The sequence below is a fragment of the Stenotrophomonas sp. JAG2 genome, assembly GCF_041080745.1.
Classification (GTDB): Bacteria; Pseudomonadota; Gammaproteobacteria; order Xanthomonadales; family Xanthomonadaceae; genus Stenotrophomonas; species Stenotrophomonas maltophilia_AA.
In genome coordinates, this window is record NZ_JBEUMH010000006.1 from 1 (window position 1) to 17,274 (window position 17,274).

General features: G+C 66.3%; 14 protein-coding genes and 4 tRNA genes. 3 read left to right on the forward strand and 15 right to left on the reverse strand.

Annotated features, from left to right (window positions below; all coding sequences use genetic code 11):
• The 6 genes from AB9O74_RS08960 to AB9O74_RS08985 form a co-directional block, all read right to left on the reverse strand.
• On the reverse strand, positions 1-199 hold a 199-nt coding region (locus tag AB9O74_RS08960), incomplete at its 3' end, for a GTP-binding protein (RefSeq protein ID WP_229767397.1).
• Between the two features lie 41 nt (positions 200-240).
• A tRNA-Thr gene (locus AB9O74_RS08965) sits at positions 241-316 on the reverse strand.
• A 47-nt stretch (positions 317-363) separates the two neighbouring features.
• Positions 364-437 (reverse strand) — tRNA-Gly (locus tag AB9O74_RS08970).
• A gap of 28 nt (positions 438-465) precedes the next feature.
• A tRNA-Tyr gene (locus AB9O74_RS08975) sits at positions 466-551 on the reverse strand.
• 138 nt (positions 552-689) lie between these two features.
• A complete protein-coding gene (locus AB9O74_RS08980; RefSeq protein WP_369349083.1) occupies positions 690-1,703 on the reverse strand; it encodes an isoaspartyl peptidase/L-asparaginase family protein in 1,014 nt (337 codons plus the stop codon).
• 90 nt (positions 1,704-1,793) lie between these two features.
• Positions 1,794-2,810: a cyanophycinase gene (locus AB9O74_RS08985; RefSeq protein ID WP_369349084.1), complete on the reverse strand. Its 1,017-nt coding sequence runs from the start codon at positions 2,808-2,810 to the stop codon at positions 1,794-1,796.
• A 168-nt stretch (positions 2,811-2,978) separates the two neighbouring features.
• Between AB9O74_RS08985 and AB9O74_RS08990 the strand changes: the two genes are divergently transcribed.
• A complete protein-coding gene (locus AB9O74_RS08990) occupies positions 2,979-5,726 on the forward strand; it encodes a TonB-dependent receptor plug domain-containing protein (RefSeq protein WP_369349085.1) in 2,748 nt (915 codons plus the stop codon).
• 101 nt (positions 5,727-5,827) lie between these two features.
• On the opposite strand, the gene AB9O74_RS08995 is transcribed toward AB9O74_RS08990, so the two are convergent.
• From AB9O74_RS08995 to AB9O74_RS09035, 9 genes are all read right to left on the reverse strand, one after another.
• Complete coding sequence (locus AB9O74_RS08995; RefSeq protein WP_369349086.1) at positions 5,828-7,150, reverse strand: DKNYY domain-containing protein; 1,323 nt, start codon at positions 7,148-7,150, stop codon at positions 5,828-5,830.
• A gap of 695 nt (positions 7,151-7,845) precedes the next feature.
• The gene (gene ychF, locus AB9O74_RS09000; RefSeq protein ID WP_088434937.1) at positions 7,846-8,937 is read right to left on the reverse strand and encodes a redox-regulated ATPase YchF; all 1,092 of its coding nucleotides are present in this window, start codon (positions 8,935-8,937) and stop codon (positions 7,846-7,848) included.
• A gap of 121 nt (positions 8,938-9,058) precedes the next feature.
• Positions 9,059-9,637, reverse strand: a complete 579-nt coding sequence (gene pth, locus AB9O74_RS09005; RefSeq protein ID WP_176990864.1) for an aminoacyl-tRNA hydrolase — start codon at positions 9,635-9,637, stop codon at positions 9,059-9,061.
• A gap of 81 nt (positions 9,638-9,718) precedes the next feature.
• Positions 9,719-10,333, reverse strand: coding sequence for a 50S ribosomal protein L25/general stress protein Ctc (locus tag AB9O74_RS09010; RefSeq protein WP_102789571.1), 615 nt, complete (start codon positions 10,331-10,333; stop codon positions 9,719-9,721).
• Positions 10,334-10,444: 111 nt separating this feature from the next.
• Complete coding sequence (locus AB9O74_RS09015; protein WP_026070235.1) at positions 10,445-11,404, reverse strand: ribose-phosphate diphosphokinase; 960 nt, start codon at positions 11,402-11,404, stop codon at positions 10,445-10,447.
• A 136-nt stretch (positions 11,405-11,540) separates the two neighbouring features.
• Positions 11,541-11,617: transfer RNA gene (locus AB9O74_RS09020), tRNA-Gln, on the reverse strand.
• A 9-nt stretch (positions 11,618-11,626) separates the two neighbouring features.
• Positions 11,627-12,490, reverse strand: coding sequence for a 4-(cytidine 5'-diphospho)-2-C-methyl-D-erythritol kinase (ispE, locus tag AB9O74_RS09025; protein ID WP_369349249.1), 864 nt, complete (start codon positions 12,488-12,490; stop codon positions 11,627-11,629).
• Positions 12,491-12,492: 2 nt separating this feature from the next.
• The gene (gene lolB, locus AB9O74_RS09030; RefSeq protein WP_369349087.1) at positions 12,493-13,152 is read right to left on the reverse strand and encodes a lipoprotein insertase outer membrane protein LolB; all 660 of its coding nucleotides are present in this window, start codon (positions 13,150-13,152) and stop codon (positions 12,493-12,495) included.
• On the reverse strand, positions 13,149-14,837 hold the full coding sequence (locus AB9O74_RS09035; RefSeq protein ID WP_369349088.1) for a tetratricopeptide repeat protein: 1,689 nt from the start codon (positions 14,835-14,837) through the stop codon (positions 13,149-13,151). Before AB9O74_RS09035 ends, lolB begins: the two co-directional genes overlap by 4 nt.
• 65 nt (positions 14,838-14,902) lie before the next feature.
• Between AB9O74_RS09035 and hemA the strand changes: the two genes are divergently transcribed.
• Positions 14,903-16,201 (forward strand): glutamyl-tRNA reductase, encoded by a 1,299-nt coding sequence (gene hemA / locus AB9O74_RS09040; RefSeq protein ID WP_176990861.1) that lies wholly within the window; start codon positions 14,903-14,905, stop codon positions 16,199-16,201.
• Entirely contained in the window at positions 16,179-17,264 is a 1,086-nt protein-coding gene (gene prfA / locus AB9O74_RS09045; protein WP_176990860.1) for a peptide chain release factor 1, read from the forward strand. Before hemA ends, prfA begins: the two co-directional genes overlap by 23 nt.
• Positions 17,265-17,274: the final 10 nt, after the last annotated feature.

Genomic DNA, 17,274 nt, shown 5'->3' on the forward strand with positions numbered 1-17,274 from the left:
GTGCGGTCGAGATCGTGATGCCACGTGCCTTTTCTTCCGGCGCGGCGTCGATCGACGAGTAGTCCTTGAACTCACCGCCAAAGCGCTCGGCACCGATCTTGGTCAGTGCGGCGGTCAGCGTGGTCTTGCCGTGGTCAACGTGACCGATGGTGCCGACATTGACGTGCGGCTTGGTGCGCTCGAACTTACCCTTGGCCATGGCTGCTTATCTCGAAATCGTCTGAATTGGTGGCACTTAGATGGTGCTCACGAAAGGAATCGAACCTTCGACCTCCTCCTTACCAAGGAGGTGCTCTACCGACTGAGCTACGTGAGCGAGTTTTGTATTATGGCACGAATTTGAATATATTCAAACTCATTCAATGGAGCGGGAGACGGGGATCGAACCCGCACCATCAGCTTGGAAGGCTGAGGTTCTACCATTGAACTACTCCCGCATCGGAAGCTCTTGCCACAACATGAAACTGGTGGAGGGAGGTGGATTCGAACCACCGAAGGCGTAAGCCAGCAGATTTACAGTCTGCCCCCGTTGGCCGCTTGGGTATCCCTCCTTACCACCCTGTCCCGTGGCGCCGAAGCGTTTTCGGTGTGGGGTGGAAGAGCCGTGAATTTTGGGGATAAACGGGGGTTCTGTCAACAACCTTTTTGAATTTTTTCACATGAATTTCGAATTGCCCTGCCGGGACGGGCTATTGGCCCGGCAAGGCCAGGGTTTCGCTGGCGAAGATGGCCACATGCGGCACGCCATCGGCACCGATCCAGCCGCGATACATGCCCTGGGTGTTGAACGGCGTCGCGGCGCGGCCATCGGCGGAGAGCACGATCGCGCCACCATCACCACCGAGGGCGGGAATGCGCTCGTTGATCACCGCACGCCCGGCTTCCACCGGCCCCTGCTTGAGGTACTGCATGCGCGCGCAGATATCGTGCGCGGCCGCGGTGCGGATGTAGTACTCGCCCCAGCCCGTGCCGGACACCGCACACCCTGCATCGGCATAGGTGCCGGCGCCGATGATCGGTGAGTCGCCGACACGGCCATAGCGCTTGTTGGTCATGCCGCCGGTGGAGGTGCCCGCGGCGAGCTTGCCGTCCTTGTCCAGTGCGACCGCGCCAACCGTGCCGAAATGGCGCGCCGTTTCCAGATCCGCATGGGCCTGGCCACCGGCCTCTTCTTTCAGCGCCTTCTGCAGCTGCTGCCAGCGCTTGTCGGTGCGGAAGTAGGACGGATCCACGAGGGCAATGCCCTGGCTGCTGGCGAACGCCTCGGCGCCCTGCCCGACCATCATCACGTGCGGAGAATGCTGCATCACCGCTTCGGCGAGCAGGATCGGATTGCGCACGCGCTGCACGCCGGCCACCGCGCCCGCCTTGAGCGTGGCGCCGTCCATCAGCGAGGCATCCAGTTCATTGCGACCGTCGTGGGTGAATACCGCCCCTTTGCCGGCATTGAAGGTGGGATCGTCCTCGAGCACGGTGATCGCCGCGGTGACGGCTTCCAGCGCCGGCTTGCCCGCCGCCAGCGCGGCATGGCCTTTCAACAGCGCCTGCTGCAGGGCCGCGCGCGCGGCTTTTTCCTCGGTGGGCGAGAGATCCTTGCGCTCCACTCCCGCTCCGCCATGGATGACCAGCACCGGCTCGGCGGCGGTGGCCGCCAGCGGGAGCGACAGGCACAGCGACAACACCACCACAGCAGAACGCGACATGGGCAGGCACTCTCAAGGGACGAGGCCCCATCATGGCACGCGCGGCGGGCCACCCACGCGCGTGGCTGTTTTGTCACGCATGGCGTGGATCTACCGGCGCAGCTGCAGGCGCCCTGCACGGATGTCAGCCGTGATCTCGAACGCCGCGTCGTCCACCCGGAAGCCATCCAGGTGCAGGCGACTGCCCTCGCCTACCCCGGTCACCGGGATGGCGAGAAAATCCAGCGGTTTACCGCCGCGCAGGCGATCGGCGGTGTGCTGCGGCATCACCAGCCACGCATAGCCGCCATCGCGGCTGTACACCTGGCCGGTGCCGTCGGCTTCCACGCACAGCGCGGTGTCTTCATCCACGCCGAGGCCGACCATGGCCTGCTGCCCGCTGCGCTGGGCGGCACGGGCCACGAATACGATCAGGCGGCCGAGCCGGTCGCGCTTGCCGAAATGGGTATCGGTGACCACGTTGGCCAGGTACGGCATGGTCAGGAAATCGCTGTCCAGCGTCACCGCCCGGCCCATCGGATCGCGCAGCGCGCGCCGCGACGTCACGCTGCCGCCATCCAGGGCGCCGTAGCTGTAGCCCCCCAGGATGGCCAACCCGGCACTGGTCCCGGCGATCGGCCGCCCGGCGCGGACGTGCGCATTGAGCGCCTCGTTCACCGGCGTGCCCTTCCAGAAACGGATATAGCGCGACTGGTCGCCACCGGCGATGAAGATCGCATCGGCAGCGGCGATCACCCCCAGCACCGCCGGGTCGTCCGCCGCGCGCCGGCTGTTGAACACCAGGGTCTGTACCGAGGCCGCCCCGCCGATCTCCCGGTAGAGCCGGCTCTGCAGCTCATCGGCGCCGGAGGCGCGCAGGATCACCACCCGGCCGTGACCGGCACGCGCCAGCCACCACTGGAACGCGGCCGGCACCCACTCGCCACCGCCCATCAGCATCATCGCCGGCTCGGTATGGGTGGCGCGCGGGGCGTCCAGGGCGCCCACCTCGTAATAGCGATAGCCCGGGTCCTGCAGACTGCGCGAATCCTGGGCGTGGAGGGGGAGCGAGAGCGCGGCGAGCAACAGCCACAGGAGGGAATGGATCGGCCGGAAACCCTTGTGCACGTTGACCTCCCTGAATAAAACGGGCCTGAAAGCGCTTTCACTCTTTGCCAGAGAAATTGGCAGTGGTCAACCCCGTAAAAAAGGCGTTAAATGCGCGCCGTCCATTCGCGAAATGTGAATGGGGGACAGGCCTCCCTCGAGGCCGACACTTTCTTCTCGAGAATTCTCATGCGTAAACAGGCGATGGCGTGGTCGATCCAGCTGGCGTTGATGGGTGTGGCCGCAACCGCGGCTGCCCAGACGTCCGCCCCCGGGGTGCAACAACTGGATACGGTGCAGGTCACCGGCTCGCGCATCCCGCGCGCGCAGGTGGAGGGGCCGGCCCCCGTCACCGTCATCACCGCCGAGCAGATCCAGGCCAGCGGCTTCACCAGCGTACCGGACGTGCTGCGCTCGATGACCCAGAACGGGGGTGAGACCCAGAGCCAGCAGTCCTCCAGCGGCGCGGACTTCTCCCCCGGTGCGCAGCAGGTCGACCTGCGCGGCCTCGGCCCCAACCACACCCTGGTGCTGGTCAACGGCCGCCGCATCGCCGATTTCCCGATGCCCTTCCAGGGCCGCAGCAACTTCACCGACGTCTCCAACATCCCGATCGGGATGATCGAGCGCATCGAAGTGCTGACCGGCAGTGCCTCGGCGATCTACGGCTCGGACGCCATCGCCGGCGTGGTGAACTTCATCCTGAAGAAGCAGGTGGATGGCACCACGGTCGACATGCGCATGGGCACCACCAGCGAAGGCGGCGGTGAGTCCTTCGACATGAGCATCGCCAGTGGCTTCGACGCCGGCCGCTTCAGCGCGGTCTACAGCCTGGAACTGCAGTCGCAGACGCCGCTGTGGGCGTATGAGCGTGGCCAGCAGGATTCCACGCTGGACGCGCCGACCGAGAGCGCGCGTGCCGCGCGGCGCGCCTACCTGCGCACCGACTACAACGATGACTACCTCGATCCGGGCCAGGCCACCTGCGATGCGCTGGCCGGCCAGAACAACGGCAGCACCCAGTACGCCGAGCGTGCGCGCTACGGCTTCTACTGCGGCAGCGACCGGTCGATCGGCTACGGCACGATCCTGAGCAAGCGCCGCGGCGCCAACGGCTATGCCGCGCTGCGCTACGCCTTCGACAACGGCGCGGAATGGTTCGCCGATGTGCAGATGGGTTACCACGACCTGGCGCTGATGCGCGATGTGACCCAATGGGGCCGCATGGCCGCCGACGGCAATGAAGACGGCTACTTCTACAACCAGGCCACCGACCAGGTGGAGTTCTGGCAGCGCCAGTTCTCTCCGGAAGAGATGGGCGGGTTGAACAACGGCATGGTGCGCAGCACGCAGAAGACCTTCAGCGTGACCACCGGCTTCAAGGGCGCACTCGGTGCGGACTGGGAGTACGAGGCGTCGTTGAGCCACTCGCAGTACCAGTCCCGCATCCGCTGGCCGCAGATCATCGCTGCCAAGGCCAATGCGCTGTTCCTGGGCGAGCAGCTGGGCGAGTACACCGATGACGACGACAACGTGTTCCCGGTCTTCAACGCCGACCCGGCGCGCCTGTACCGGCCGCTGAGCCGCAGCGAGTACGACTCGATCGCCGCACGCACCACCTATACGCCGAAGTCGCGCACCGATACCGCCGCGCTGACCCTGACCAACGGCGAGCTGTTCGAGCTGCCGGGCGGCAAGGCCGGTTTCGCGGCGACAGCCGAGTTCGGCAACCAGTCCTATGCACTGAATCCGGACCCGCTGGCGACGCAGTACTACTACTACAGCTGGAAGGACTCGGACGGCCACGGCAGCCGCAATCGCTGGGCGACCGCGGCCGAGCTGCGCCTGCCGCTGCACGACACGTTCAACCTCAGCGTGGCCGGCCGCTTCGACCAGTATCGCTACTCGGGCAACACCATCGGCAAGGCGACCTGGAGCGGCGGCCTGGAATGGCGCCCGATCGAGACCCTGCTGGTGCGCGGCTCCTACGGCACCGCCTTCCGCGCGCCGGACCTGCACTACGTGTATGCCGGCCCGGGCAATGACGAAACCAGCGCCAACGACTATTACGCCTGTGCGGTGGACGGCGGTGATGACTGCTCGGATTACGAAGAGAACCTCATCCGCACGCGCGAAGGCAATCGCAAGCTGGATCCGGAAACGAGCACCTCGTGGAGTGCCGGCTTCGTGTGGTCGCCAGCGGTGGGGCTGGACCTGTCGGTGGACTGGTTCGACATCGACATGCGCGACCAGGTGCAGGACATGGACGTGAGCACGATCCTGCGCGATGAGGCGGCCTGCCGCCTGGGCGGCGCCGATGCGGCCTCGCCGACCTGCGTGGATGCGATCAGCCGGGTCACCCGCACCAGCGATGGCCGCCTCTATGGCGTGCATGTGAGCCCGATCAACATCGCGCGCGAGACCACGCGCGGCATCGACGTGGGCCTGCGCTACCGCCTGGGCACCGGGATCGGCGACTTCATCTTCAGTGGCAACCACACCTGGGTGAAGACGCACGATTTCCAGCAGTTCGAGGGCGATGTGGTCGAGGACCAGTTCGCGGTCAACAGCGGTTTCGATATCCCGCGCACCAAAACCAGTGCGAGCGTGACCTGGGAGAACGCGGCGTGGTCGGCCACGCTGTACGGCTCGCGCCTGGGCAGGCTGCCGACCTACGACAGCTACGACCAGAGCTTCGATCCGGACAGCGGCGACAGCCCGTGGATCGGCGCGACGTACCGTTACAACGTGTCGCTGCAGTACCGCTTCGACGATCATTCGCGCCTGTCGCTGTCGGTGGTCAACATCGCCAACAAGCTGCCGCCGAAGGATGCGACGTATACGCCGTATCCGTACTACGACGTGTCCTGGTTCGATACGGTGGGACGCACGATCAACCTGCAGTACACGCACAAGTTTGGCGGTTCGGCGCTGTAAGCGCGGTTTCTGGACCTGCACAGGGCCCGCCGCATGGCGGGCTTTGTGCTTTTCGTGGCCTGCGCTTGGCCACGACCCGGACAGGGCTGCTGTGGCCAGCGTCAGTCCCCTGCGGATGCCAACCTGGTCCACGCGGCGCGTACCGCAGCAATCACCTCGGGGTCAACCTCACGGCGTTGTTGGCACCACACATGGCGGGCATCAGCTGCGTAGGGGTAGCTCACGGGTTGAAAGGAGCAGGGATCCGCGTCAGCAAGCTGATGCTCATGGAACCAGACGCGGGTGTCGTCCCTGCACCAGGGACCCTGCACCTTGGGCGCCCCTGGCGCGCAGCGTCCCAGTGCAATGAACATGGATCCGGTCGAGTCGTGGAACCACAGCTGCTCACGGTCCTGGAAGAAACCATTCCCCAGGCGCACCAGCGATGCAGCATCAATGCCCGCGCAGACCACCCCATGTCGATACACAGCGTTACGCCCACGCGCGATACCTGCCTCCAGAATCTCGAACGTATCCGGGGATTCGGGAAGACGTTCCATGCCGTACCAGATCCTGGCGCCGTCGCCGTAGTAGTCGCTGTCCCTGCACAAGCGTTTGAAGCGCGCCGGGTCAACCTCATCGCAGGCGAAGTCACGGCCATCGCGGTCCGCAAGGTATGCGTGATTGCCCACCACTACCGCGTTTCCAACCACGCGGAAACGCTCCTGCAATCCGGCGATGGGTCGATCCTTGAAATACAGGTAGTTGCCGTCCCGCCAGATCAGGCCAGCCACCCGACGGAAGTGAAAAGGATCCGCTTCTTCGACTCGCCGAGCGGATGCGAGGCGGGAGGACCCGTAGTACACGTGCTTCCCGTCGGTGATGTACTCGTCGCCAAACCACAGGGGGCGGCCTGGCGTGGCCCTGCGCACGAAGGCGTTGCCACGCTTGTTGAAGCGCAGCATCAGCTTTCGGAAGTAGAGCGCCTTCTGATGGCGCTGCTGCTCGGGCATCCACGCAATCAGCTTGGCAAGCAGAGGATCCAACTCCGCCATCGCATCTGATGACAGGCCCCGTACCTTGTGCAGCCTGCCCTTGCCGACGCGCCACACGCCCTCCTCGCCCATCCCACCATAGGGATACCGACCCACAGCCACGTAGCCTTTGGCCTCCTCCCCTGCCAGTGAAGCCAGACACCGGAACAGATCCAGTCGGGGAGCCGCGTCCTGCAGATTTCTGCCATCGCTCAGAAAGAACAGCAGCACCTGCTGTTCGGGCAGGTACTGGCAAAGGAACAGCTCTTCCGGGTTGCAGTCCGCAGTGTCGAGCAGGTCTGCAAGGGCATCGAGCACCTGCCGCTCGTCCGGCAACGGCTGTTTGAGCCACTGCTCGAACAGCGCGGCGGGGACATGGATCTGCGCGGCAATTGAGAGAGGCTCGCTCACGGGTGCTCCGGATGAAGGTGGCTGCCAGCGAATGAATCCATCGTGTGGGCTGGCGCCGCGGAATTATCCAGCCGGGCCGGCCACGCGGCCATACAACTACTTGATAAAGAGCAATCAGCCTTGTCGGTATCCTGAAGCAGGTGCGCGACGTGGACGAGTCGGCCTAGCACCCGAGACCGTGCGGCGCTTCTGCCCTTGACGATGCATGCCGCGGGAAACACTGCATGCACCGGCGTCTTTTCCACACCCCCCGTGGAAACCCATGGGGGTTTGATGTGGACAAGTGCATGCAAGCCATGCAGCGCAACGCTTTCAGGGCGTGGCGATATTTTGTCCAGCCGCAGATCGCGGTTTTCCACACACACCGTGGAAAGCGATGGGGGTTTGCTGTGGACAACCCCGGGTGAGCGATGCACTGCAACGGTTTTCAGTGGTGGTCATAAATTGACCACGTCGCGTGCGGGCGGGTGCGCCGGGGTGCCGGCCAGCGGCCGACACTACCGCGCAGGGGTTTTCCACACGGTGCGTGGAGAGGCGTGGGGGTTTGCTGTGGACAAGTGAGGCGGAGACATACCAGGCAAGGGTTTCGATGCCTGGTCATTTTTTATCCAGCCCACTCTGGTGCGGAATGTGCTCGGCACAAACGCAAACGCCCCGCGCGAGGCGGGGCGTTCGGGCATCAACGGGCGAGGAACTCAGACGTTGAAGCGGAAGTGCAGGATGTCGCCTTCCTGGACGCGGTATTCCTTGCCTTCCAGACGCAGACGACCCGCTTCCTTGGCACCGGCTTCGCCCTTGTACTTGATGAAGTCGTCATACGCGATGGTTTCGGCGCGGATGAAGCCCTTCTCGAAGTCGGTGTGGATGACGGCGGCGGCCTGCGGGGCGGTGGCGCCCTTGCGTACGGTCCACGCGCGGACTTCCTTCACGCCCGCGGTGAAGTAGGTCTGCAGGCCCAGCAGCTGGTAGGCCGCGTAGATCACGCGGTTCAAGCCCGGCTCGGACAGGCCCAGGTCGGCCAGGAACGTATCGCGGTCTTCGTCGTCGAGCTGGGACAGCTCTTCTTCGATCGCAGCCGAGACCGGCACGACCTGCGCGCCCTCTTCGGCGGCACGGGCACGCACGGCATCCAGGTGCGGGTTGTTCTCGAAGCCGTCTTCCAGCACGTTGGCGATGTACATCACCGGCTTGAGCGTCAGCAGGAACAGGTCACGGACCAGCGCCTTCTCTTCCTCATCCAGGCCGGCGGTACGACCGGCCTTGCCGTCGGCCAGCGCGGCCTGCAGCTTGGCCAGCACCGGCTTGCGGGCGGCCGCTTCCTTGTCGCCACCCTTGGCAGCGCGCTCGGCGCGGTTCAGGGCCTTCTCGACGCTGTCCAGATCGGCCAGGGCCAGTTCGGTATCGATGGTGTCGATGTCCGAGAGCGGGTCGACCTTGTTGTTGACGTGGATGACGTCGGCGTTCTCGAAGCAGCGCACCACGTGGGTGATCGCATCCACTTCGCGGATGTGGGCCAGGAACTTGTTGCCCAGGCCTTCACCACTGGCAGCGCCGGCGACGAGGCCGGCGATGTCGACGAACTCCACCGCGGTCGGGATGACCTTCTGCGGGTTGATGATCGCGGCCAGCTCGTTCAGGCGCGGATCCGGCACCGGCACGATGCCGACGTTCGGTTCGATCGTGCAGAACGGGAAGTTGGCCGCCGCGATGCCCGCCTTGGTCAGCGCATTGAACAGGGTCGATTTGCCGACGTTGGGCAGACCGACGATGCCGCATTTGATACCCATCTTTGACAACCTCTGGGGTGAAAGTGATTGGGGAAGCAGCGACGTTCGGCGCTGCTTTTCCAATCATTCTCCGTACCGACCAACGGTCGGTACCTACCGGTCACGTCAGCTACCGGCCACGCTACTTCGGGGTGTGCAGCCGCTTCATCGCTTCACTGAAATCGCCGCGTACTGCCAGCGGCAGGACGTCGATGGCATCGTTGACCGCATGGCCGATAAGCACATCATCATCCTTGCTGGCACGCCCCAGCACCCACGGGACCACGCGGTCCTTGTGGCCGGGATGGCCGATGCCGATGCGCAGGCGGTGGAACCGGCCATGGCCAAGCAAGCGGATGGTGTCGCGCAGGCCATTCTGGCCGCCGTGGCCACCGTCGAACTTGAGCCGTGCCACGCCGGGCGGCAGGTCCAGCTCGTCGTGCGCCAGCAGCGTCTCTTCCGGTTCGATCTTCCAGAAGCGCTGCGCCGCGGTGACCGATTTGCCACTGAGGTTCATGAAGGTGGCGGGCTTGAGCAGCCATACCGGCTGGCCGGCGATCTCGACCTTGGCGGTCTCGCCGAACAACTTGCTGTCCACGCTCCAGCGCGCGCCGGCCTGTTCGACCAGGGCGTCAATGAAACGAAACCCGGCATTGTGCCGGGTCTGGGCGTGCTCGGGTCCGGGGTTGCCCAGACCAACGATCAATCGCAATCCTGTCATTACTCTTCTTTCGTCGGTACCAGCCCTGTGCCGGTACATACAGAAACGGCGCCTGCCCCGAAGGACAGGCGCCGCAATCACTTACTCTGCAGCCGGCGCTTCGTCGGCAGCTTCTTCCTTGCCGAGCTTGGCGGTGACGATCGCGTCGTCATGGTCCTTGCCCTGGGCCAGGGCCGGGATCTCGACGCCCTTCGGCAGCTTGATATCCGACAGGTAGATCACGTCACCAGCCTTCAGGTCGGCCAGGTCGACGTCGATCGATTCCGGCAGGTCCTTCGGCAGGCAGGTGATGCTCACTTCCTTCAGTTCGTGGGTGACCACGACGTCGGCAGCCTTGCCGGCCGGCGAGGTGTCTTCGTTGATGAAGTGCAGCGGGACGTTGGCGGTCAGCGCTTCGTTCTCGTTCACGCGCAGGAAATCCAGATGCAGGATCAGCTGCTTGAACGGGTGGCGCTGCATGTCACGCAGCAGCACCTTGGTGACCTTGCCGTCCAGGTTCAGGTCCAGGATGGACGAGTAGAACCACTCGTTCTGCTGGGCCAGCCAGATTTCGTTGTGGTTGAGCTGGATGACGCTCGGCTCGACGTCGCCGCCGTAGATGATCGCCGGGATCTGGCCAGCGCCACGCAGGCGGCGGCTCGCACCCTTGCCTTGCAGTTCGCGCTGGACGACCTTGATTTCATGATTCTTGGCCATGCTGGTTTACTACCTTCGTTGTTTGCCCCGCCGTGATGGCGAAGCGATGAGGGAACATCCGCGACCAGATGTCCCCGGGAAACCACCCGCCGTTGCCGGCGGGCGGAAAAATCAATCCACGTACAGCGAGCTGACCGACTCACCGAAGGCGATGCGGCGCATCGTCTCGGCCAGCATTTCCGCCACGCTGAGCTGGCGGATCTTGCTGCACACCCGCGCCTCTTCACGCAGCGGGATGGTGTCGGTCACCACCAGCTCATCGAGCTGGGAGTTGTTGATGTTGTCCACCGCCGGGCCCGAGAGCACGGCGTGGGTGCAGTACGCGGCGACCTTGAGGGCGCCACGCGCCTTCAGGGCTGCAGCGGCCGCACACAGGGTGCCGGCGGTATCGACGATGTCATCGACCATCACGCAGGTCTTGCCTTCGACGTCACCGATGATGTTCATCACGGTGGAGACGTTGGCGCGCGGGCGGCGCTTGTCGATGATCGCCAGATCGGCATCGTCCAGGCGCTTGGCGACGGCGCGCGCACGCACCACACCACCCACGTCCGGGGACACCACGATCAAGTTCTCCGTGCCGTAGGCGCGCCAGATATCGGCGAGCAGCAGCGGCGAGGCGTACACATTGTCCACCGGCATGTCGAAGAAGCCCTGGATCTGGTCGGCGTGCAGATCCACCGTCAGTACCCGGTCAGCCCCGACAGCGCTGAACATCTTTGCAGCCACCTTGGCGGTGATCGGCACGCGCGAGGAGCGCATGCGGCGATCCTGGCGCGAGTAGCCGAAATACGGCACCACGGCGGTGACACTGTTGACCGAGGCGCGCTTGAGCGCATCGATCAGGACCAGCAGTTCCATCAGGTTCTCGGCGCTGGGCGCACAGGTCGGCTGGATGACGAAGACGTCCTGCTTGCGGACGTTTTCCTCGATCTCGACCTGCACCTCACCATCGGAGAAGCGCGACACCAATGCCTTGCCGGGCCGCACCCCCAGTTCCTTGCAGATGCTCTGCGCAAGGCGCTTGTTGGCGTTGCCGGAAAATACCAGCAGGTTGGGGTGTTCTTGCATCATGACGGTCTCGGGCGGGAGCGATTGGCGGAGAACTGGGCCGCCGGCACCCGGAGGTGTCTGCGGTGACAACACCGCGGCGTATGCACCGCGCCCGCGCAGACATGCGCATGGAGTCGCGGCAGATATCCGCTAGTGGCAGGGGCGGGAGGATTCGAACCTCCGAATGCCAGGATCAAAACCTGGTGCCTTGGGCCTCTTGGCGACGCCCCTGCATCAAAATCAGTAACGCTCGAGTACATCAAGCAGTGGCGAGCGCTCCACGCCCGCAGCCACCCATGCCCGCAGTTCCTTCGGCAATCGCGCCAGGCCCTGCTCTGCAGCAGCGCGCGTGGCGAACTCGACGAAGCAACCGCTTCCCGACCCGGTGAGTCGTGCCCGGCCGATACTGCTCAACGCTGCGAGCGCTGCCTCTACGGCAGGTTCGCGGCGGCGCAGGACCGGCTCGAACGCATTCCCGAGCAAAGACCCGGAAGCGAAGTCCGCTATTTTCGCCACTGGGGCATCCCGCGTCAAATCCGGTGATGCGAAAAGTGCCGGTGTCGGCACGTGAACGCCCGGATGGACCAGCACGAACCAGGCCGGCGGCAACGCCATCGGGGTGAGCAGTTCGCCCACGCCTTCGGCCCAGGCGTTGTGCCCGCGCACGAAGACCGGCACGTCCGCGCCCAGCTGCAGACCCAGCGCGGCGAGCGCATCCACGTCCAGGCCGGTGTTCCAGAGACGGTTCAAGGCGACCAGGACGGTAGCGGCGTCTGACGAACCGCCGCCGAAGCCGCCGCCCGCCGGCACCACCTTTTCGACGCCGATGTCGGCGCCTTGGGCGACATTCGCCGCATTCTTCAGAAGATGGGCGGCACGCACCGCCAGATCATCGGCCTCGGCCACCCCGGCGACGGAGACGCCTTCACGCCGGATCCGGCCATCGTCCCGCACCCGCAGGTGGATGCGATCCCCCCAGTCGAGCAGCCGGAACACGGTCTGCAGCTGGTGATACCCGTCCGGGCGCCGCCCGGTGATGTGCAGGAACAGGTTCAGCTTGGCCGGGGCCGGCCAGGTCGACCCGCCATCGGCCGCATCCAGCATGCTCATGGGCCGGCCAGCACCCAGCTGTCGACCACCAGGCGCACCTTCGCGTCGCCATTGACCGCTTCGATCCGGCGCGGCAGCACCGGGCGACCGGCTTCGGCCGGGTACCAGTCGAGGTACTGGATCTCCCAGCCCATCTGCTGCACGCGACGCGGGCGCCCGTCGCCATCGCGTTCGATGCGCTCGGCCGGGGCCGCGTCGGCGACCAGGCCGCGCACCCAATCGGGCAGCTGGTTGACCGGGATATCCCAGCCGGTGGCCTCCAGCAGCACCTGCTGGGCATCCTCGCCCTCGCGCGTGCCGCCCTCCAGACCTTCCAGGCGGCCGCCCTCGTGATGGCTGTCGCCGGTCAGCTTCCAGCTCTGCCTTGTGACCGGCGCGCTGAGCTCGACCACATACCCGGCCGCCTGCTGCTGCCAGTCGATGCGGCCACTGCCGCCGTTGCGACCTTTGCTGATCGCCACCCGGCCCTGGAATGACCAGGCCGGCTGCGTGCGCACGGCGGCGACGCGTTCGGTCTCGGCCTGCTGTGCAGCGGCCGAGACGGTGTTGACCACGGTCGGAGCGGAGGGGGCCTTGCGCTCATCCAGCGACACGCAGGCGGAGAGCGACAACGCCACGGCCGCGGCGAACGCGGCCTTCAGGGACACCAGATTCATACGCCGTATTTCTCGATCACGCGCTGCAGGGCGCGGTTGTCCGGGTCGAGCTTGCGGGCCTCTTCAAAGAAGTGGCGCGCCTCGTCCTTCTTGTTCAATACCCACAGCACCTCGCCCACGTGCGCGGCGATCTCCGGGTCCTTGGACAGGGTCCAGGCGCGGCGCAGCTGCACCAGCGCTTCTTCATTGCGGCCCAGGCGATACAGCACCCAGCCGTAGCTGTCGACGATGGCGGCGTTGTCCGGCTCGGCCACGCGCGCGCGGTCGATCAGCTCCAGTGCCTCCTGATAACGCTGTGTGCGGTCGGCCAGGGTGTAGCCGAGCGCGTTGAGCGCGGCGATGTTCTCCGGGTCGGTGACCAGCACCTTGCGCAGGTCGGCCTCGGCGCGCGGGATGTCATCGCGGCGCTCCCAGGCCAGCGCGCGGGCATACAGCAGCGCGTTCTCATCCGGATACGCGGCCAGGCCACGGGCCAGCGCATCCAGCTCGCCGGCATCGTCGTTGCCGCGCTGGCGCAGCTCGGCTTCCAACAGATAGGCATCGCGGCGGGCATCGTCATCGACGGTCGCATCGGACTGGATCGCGTGCACCTCGGCCAGCGCCTTGTCGGTGCGGCCCAGTTCGTTCTGCGCATTGGCCGCGCGCAGGCGCGACTCATCGCGTTCCGGGCCACCGGGCACGCTGTGGTACCAGTTGACCGCCTCCTCGTAGCGCTTGAGGTACTCGGCGATCTTGCCCAGCAGCAGGCGTTGGGCCGGATCCGGCTTGGTCGCCTGCTTCGAGATATCGGTGTACAGCGCCAGCAGGCCCGGATCGTCCTTCTGCTTCGCCAGCAGCGAGGCGCGCATGCCGTAGGTCTGCACATCCTGCGGACCGACCGCCAGCACGCGCTCGGCCGCCGCAGGCTGCCCCATCAGGTCGTAGGAGATCGCCACCGCGTTGCGCAGCTCGGGATCCCGGGTGGTCTTGGGCTCCACGTCCTTCAACAGGGCCAGGGCCTCATCGGTCTTGCCGGCCTGGTTGAGCTGGCTGGCATGCAGCAGGGCCACGCGCGGTTCATCGGGGAAACGTCTGACCACCTCATCGACCATGCGCCGGGCCAGCTCGGGCTGCTCCATGCGCATCGCCAGGCGGCCGAACTCCTGCCAGACCTCCAGACGGTCGGGGATCGCATTGGCATCGACCAGCTCGCCGAGCACCTGGGCCGGCACCTTCGGATCGCTGCCGCCACTGACCAGGGCACCGATCGCGAACTTCCACGCGGTCGGGTCGGGATCCTTGAGCAGGGCCTGCAGCTCGGTGCGGGCGGCTTTCACCTTGTTCTGGCGCATGTCCAGCGCGGCCGTGCTGCTGCGCATGGCCAGCGAGCGCGGTGCGCGCTGCTCCCACAGGGCCAGCGCGCGGGCGGCACGCTTGTCATCGTTGGCCAGCATGGCGATCCGGGCGGCGCGCTCGGCCAGCCCGGCATCGCCGTCGCTGGCCTCGGCCGCCTCCAGGTACCAGCGTGCGGCATCGCCCAGTTTGCCGGCCTGCAGGGCGAATTCGCCCGCCATGACCGGGGCCAGGGGGACCGCCTCGACCGCGCTGTCCTTGGCCTTGGCCGGGGCTGCCGGAGGGGCGGCCAGGGCGTTGGCGGTGAACAAAGACAGCAGCAGAACGCTGGAGATGCGAATCAATGCGGGCATCGGGGGCATCTGAGCCTTAAAATGACGACTTGAATGGCCAGCAGCTTATCGCAAGCAACTGAACAATGACCCTGTGGGTGCTCGGACTGAATCACCAGACCGCGCCAGTGGAACTGCGCGAACGCGCCTCCTTTGGCGGCGACGCCCTGCCCCAGGCATTGGCGTCGCTGCGCGATACCCCGCAGGTGGCCGAGGCAGTCCTGCTCTCCACCTGCAACCGCACCGAGCTGTACGCGGTGGCCGAATCCGGTGACGCGCTGGCGCAGTGGCTGGAGTCGCATGCCGGCACGCTGCACGGCTACCTCTACCAGCACGCCGACGCCGATGCGGTACGCCACCTGTTCCGCGTCGCTACCGGGCTGGACTCGATGGTCCTGGGCGAGCCGCAGATCCTGGGGCAGGTGAAGGATGCCTGGGCCCTGGCGCGCGATCACGGCCTGCTCGGCCAGCGCCTGGACCGGTTGTTCCAGCAGACCTTCTCGGTGGCCAAGCGCGCCCGCACCGATACCCGCGTGGGCGCCAACCCGGTGTCGGTGGCTTCCACCGCGGTGCGCCTGGCGCAGAACTCGTTCGCGCGGCTGGAGGATTCCACCGTGCTGCTGGTCGGCGCCGGCGAGACCATCGAGCTGGCCGCGCGCCACCTCAGCGAAGGGCGCGTGCGCCGGCTGCTGATCGCCAACCGCACCCTCGCGCATGCGCAGGAGCTGGCCAGCCGCCACGGCGGGGTCGCCCTGCCACTGAGCGAGCTGGACCGTCATCTGGGCGAGGCCGACGTGGTGTTTTCGGCTACGGCCGCGCGTGAGCCGGTGATCACCCGGGCGCAGGTGGCCGCCGCGCTGAAGACCCGCAAGCACAAGCCCATGCTGCTGTTCGATCTGGCCGTGCCGCGTGACATCGAGGCGGGCGTGGGCGAACTGGCCGACGCCTTCCTGTACACCGTCGACGACCTGGAGCGCGCGGTCGAAGACAACCGCCGCAGCCGTCGGGAAGCCGCGGCCGAGGCCGAAGCGATCATCGAGCTGCAGGTCGCGCGCTTCGTTGAAACCCTGCAGGCCAGCGCACACCAGGCCCCACTGCGGCAGCTGCGCGCCTATGGCGAAGCGACCCGCGTGGAGATGCTGGAGAAAGCCCGCCAGCAGTTGGCCCACGGCAAATCGCCGGAGGAAGTGCTCGAGCTGCTCGCGCACGGCCTGACCAACCGCCTGCTGCACCCGCCGACCGCCGCCCTGCGCGCGGCCGCGCTCAGCGGCGATACTGAACTCACCCGCGCCGCCGAGCGCCTGTTCCCGGCCAAGCCGGGTTACCAGCACCCTGCCGTGCGTAACGATGTAGCGAGGAAAGATGACGCCGACCCTGCGCCGTAAGCTCGAAGCGCTGGCCGAGCGCCGCGAAGAACTCGAACGCCTGTTGTCCGACCCCGCCGTGGTCGGCGACAACGACCGTTTCCGCGCGCTCTCGCGCGAGTTCTCGCAGCTGGAGCCGGTCGCCACCGCGCTGGCCGACGAAGGCCGGGCCAAGGCCGATCTCGCCGCCGCCGAAGCGATGCGCGACGATCCGGACCTGCGCGAGCTGGCCGACGAGGAAATCACCGCCGCGCAGCAGCGCCTGCAGCAGCTGGACGAAGAACTGGCCCTGCTGCTGGTGCCGCGCGATCCGCGCGATGACGGCAACCTGTTCCTGGAAGTGCGCGCCGGCACGGGCGGCGACGAGGCGGCGATCTTCGCCGGCGACCTGTTCCGCATGTACGCCCGCTATGCCGAGCGCCAGGGCTGGAAGGTCGAAATCGAATCGGACAACCCGGGCGAACACGGCGGCTACAAGGAAGTCGTGGCGCGCGTGGTGGGCCGTGGCGCGTTCTCGCGGCTGAAGTTCGAATCGGGCACGCACCGCGTGCAGCGCGTGCCGGCGACCGAGTCGCAGGGGCGCATCCATACCTCGGCCGCGACCGTTGCGATCATCCCCGAGGCAGACGATGTCGAGGACGTGGTGATCAACCCGGCCGACCTGCGTGTGGACACCTACCGCTCCTCCGGCGCCGGTGGCCAGCACGTCAACAAGACCGAATCGGCGATCCGCATCACCCACCTGCCCAGCGGCGTGGTGGTGGAGTGCCAGACCGAGCGCAGCCAGCACGCCAACCGCGACAAGGCGATGAAGCGCCTCAAGGCGCAGCTGTTGGATACCGAACGCAGCAAGCAGGCCGCGGCCCAGGCCGAAAGCCGCCGGTTGCAGGTCGGCAGTGGCGACCGCAGCCAGCGCATCCGCACCTACAGCTTTCCGCAGGGTCGGATCACCGACCACCGCGTGGAAGGCCTGACCCTGTACGACCTGCCCAACATCCTGACCGGCGATCTGGATGCGCTGGTCAGCCGCCTGACCCACGAACACCAGGCCGACGAGCTGGCCCGGCTCGCGGAAGGCAACTGAGCATGGCGGC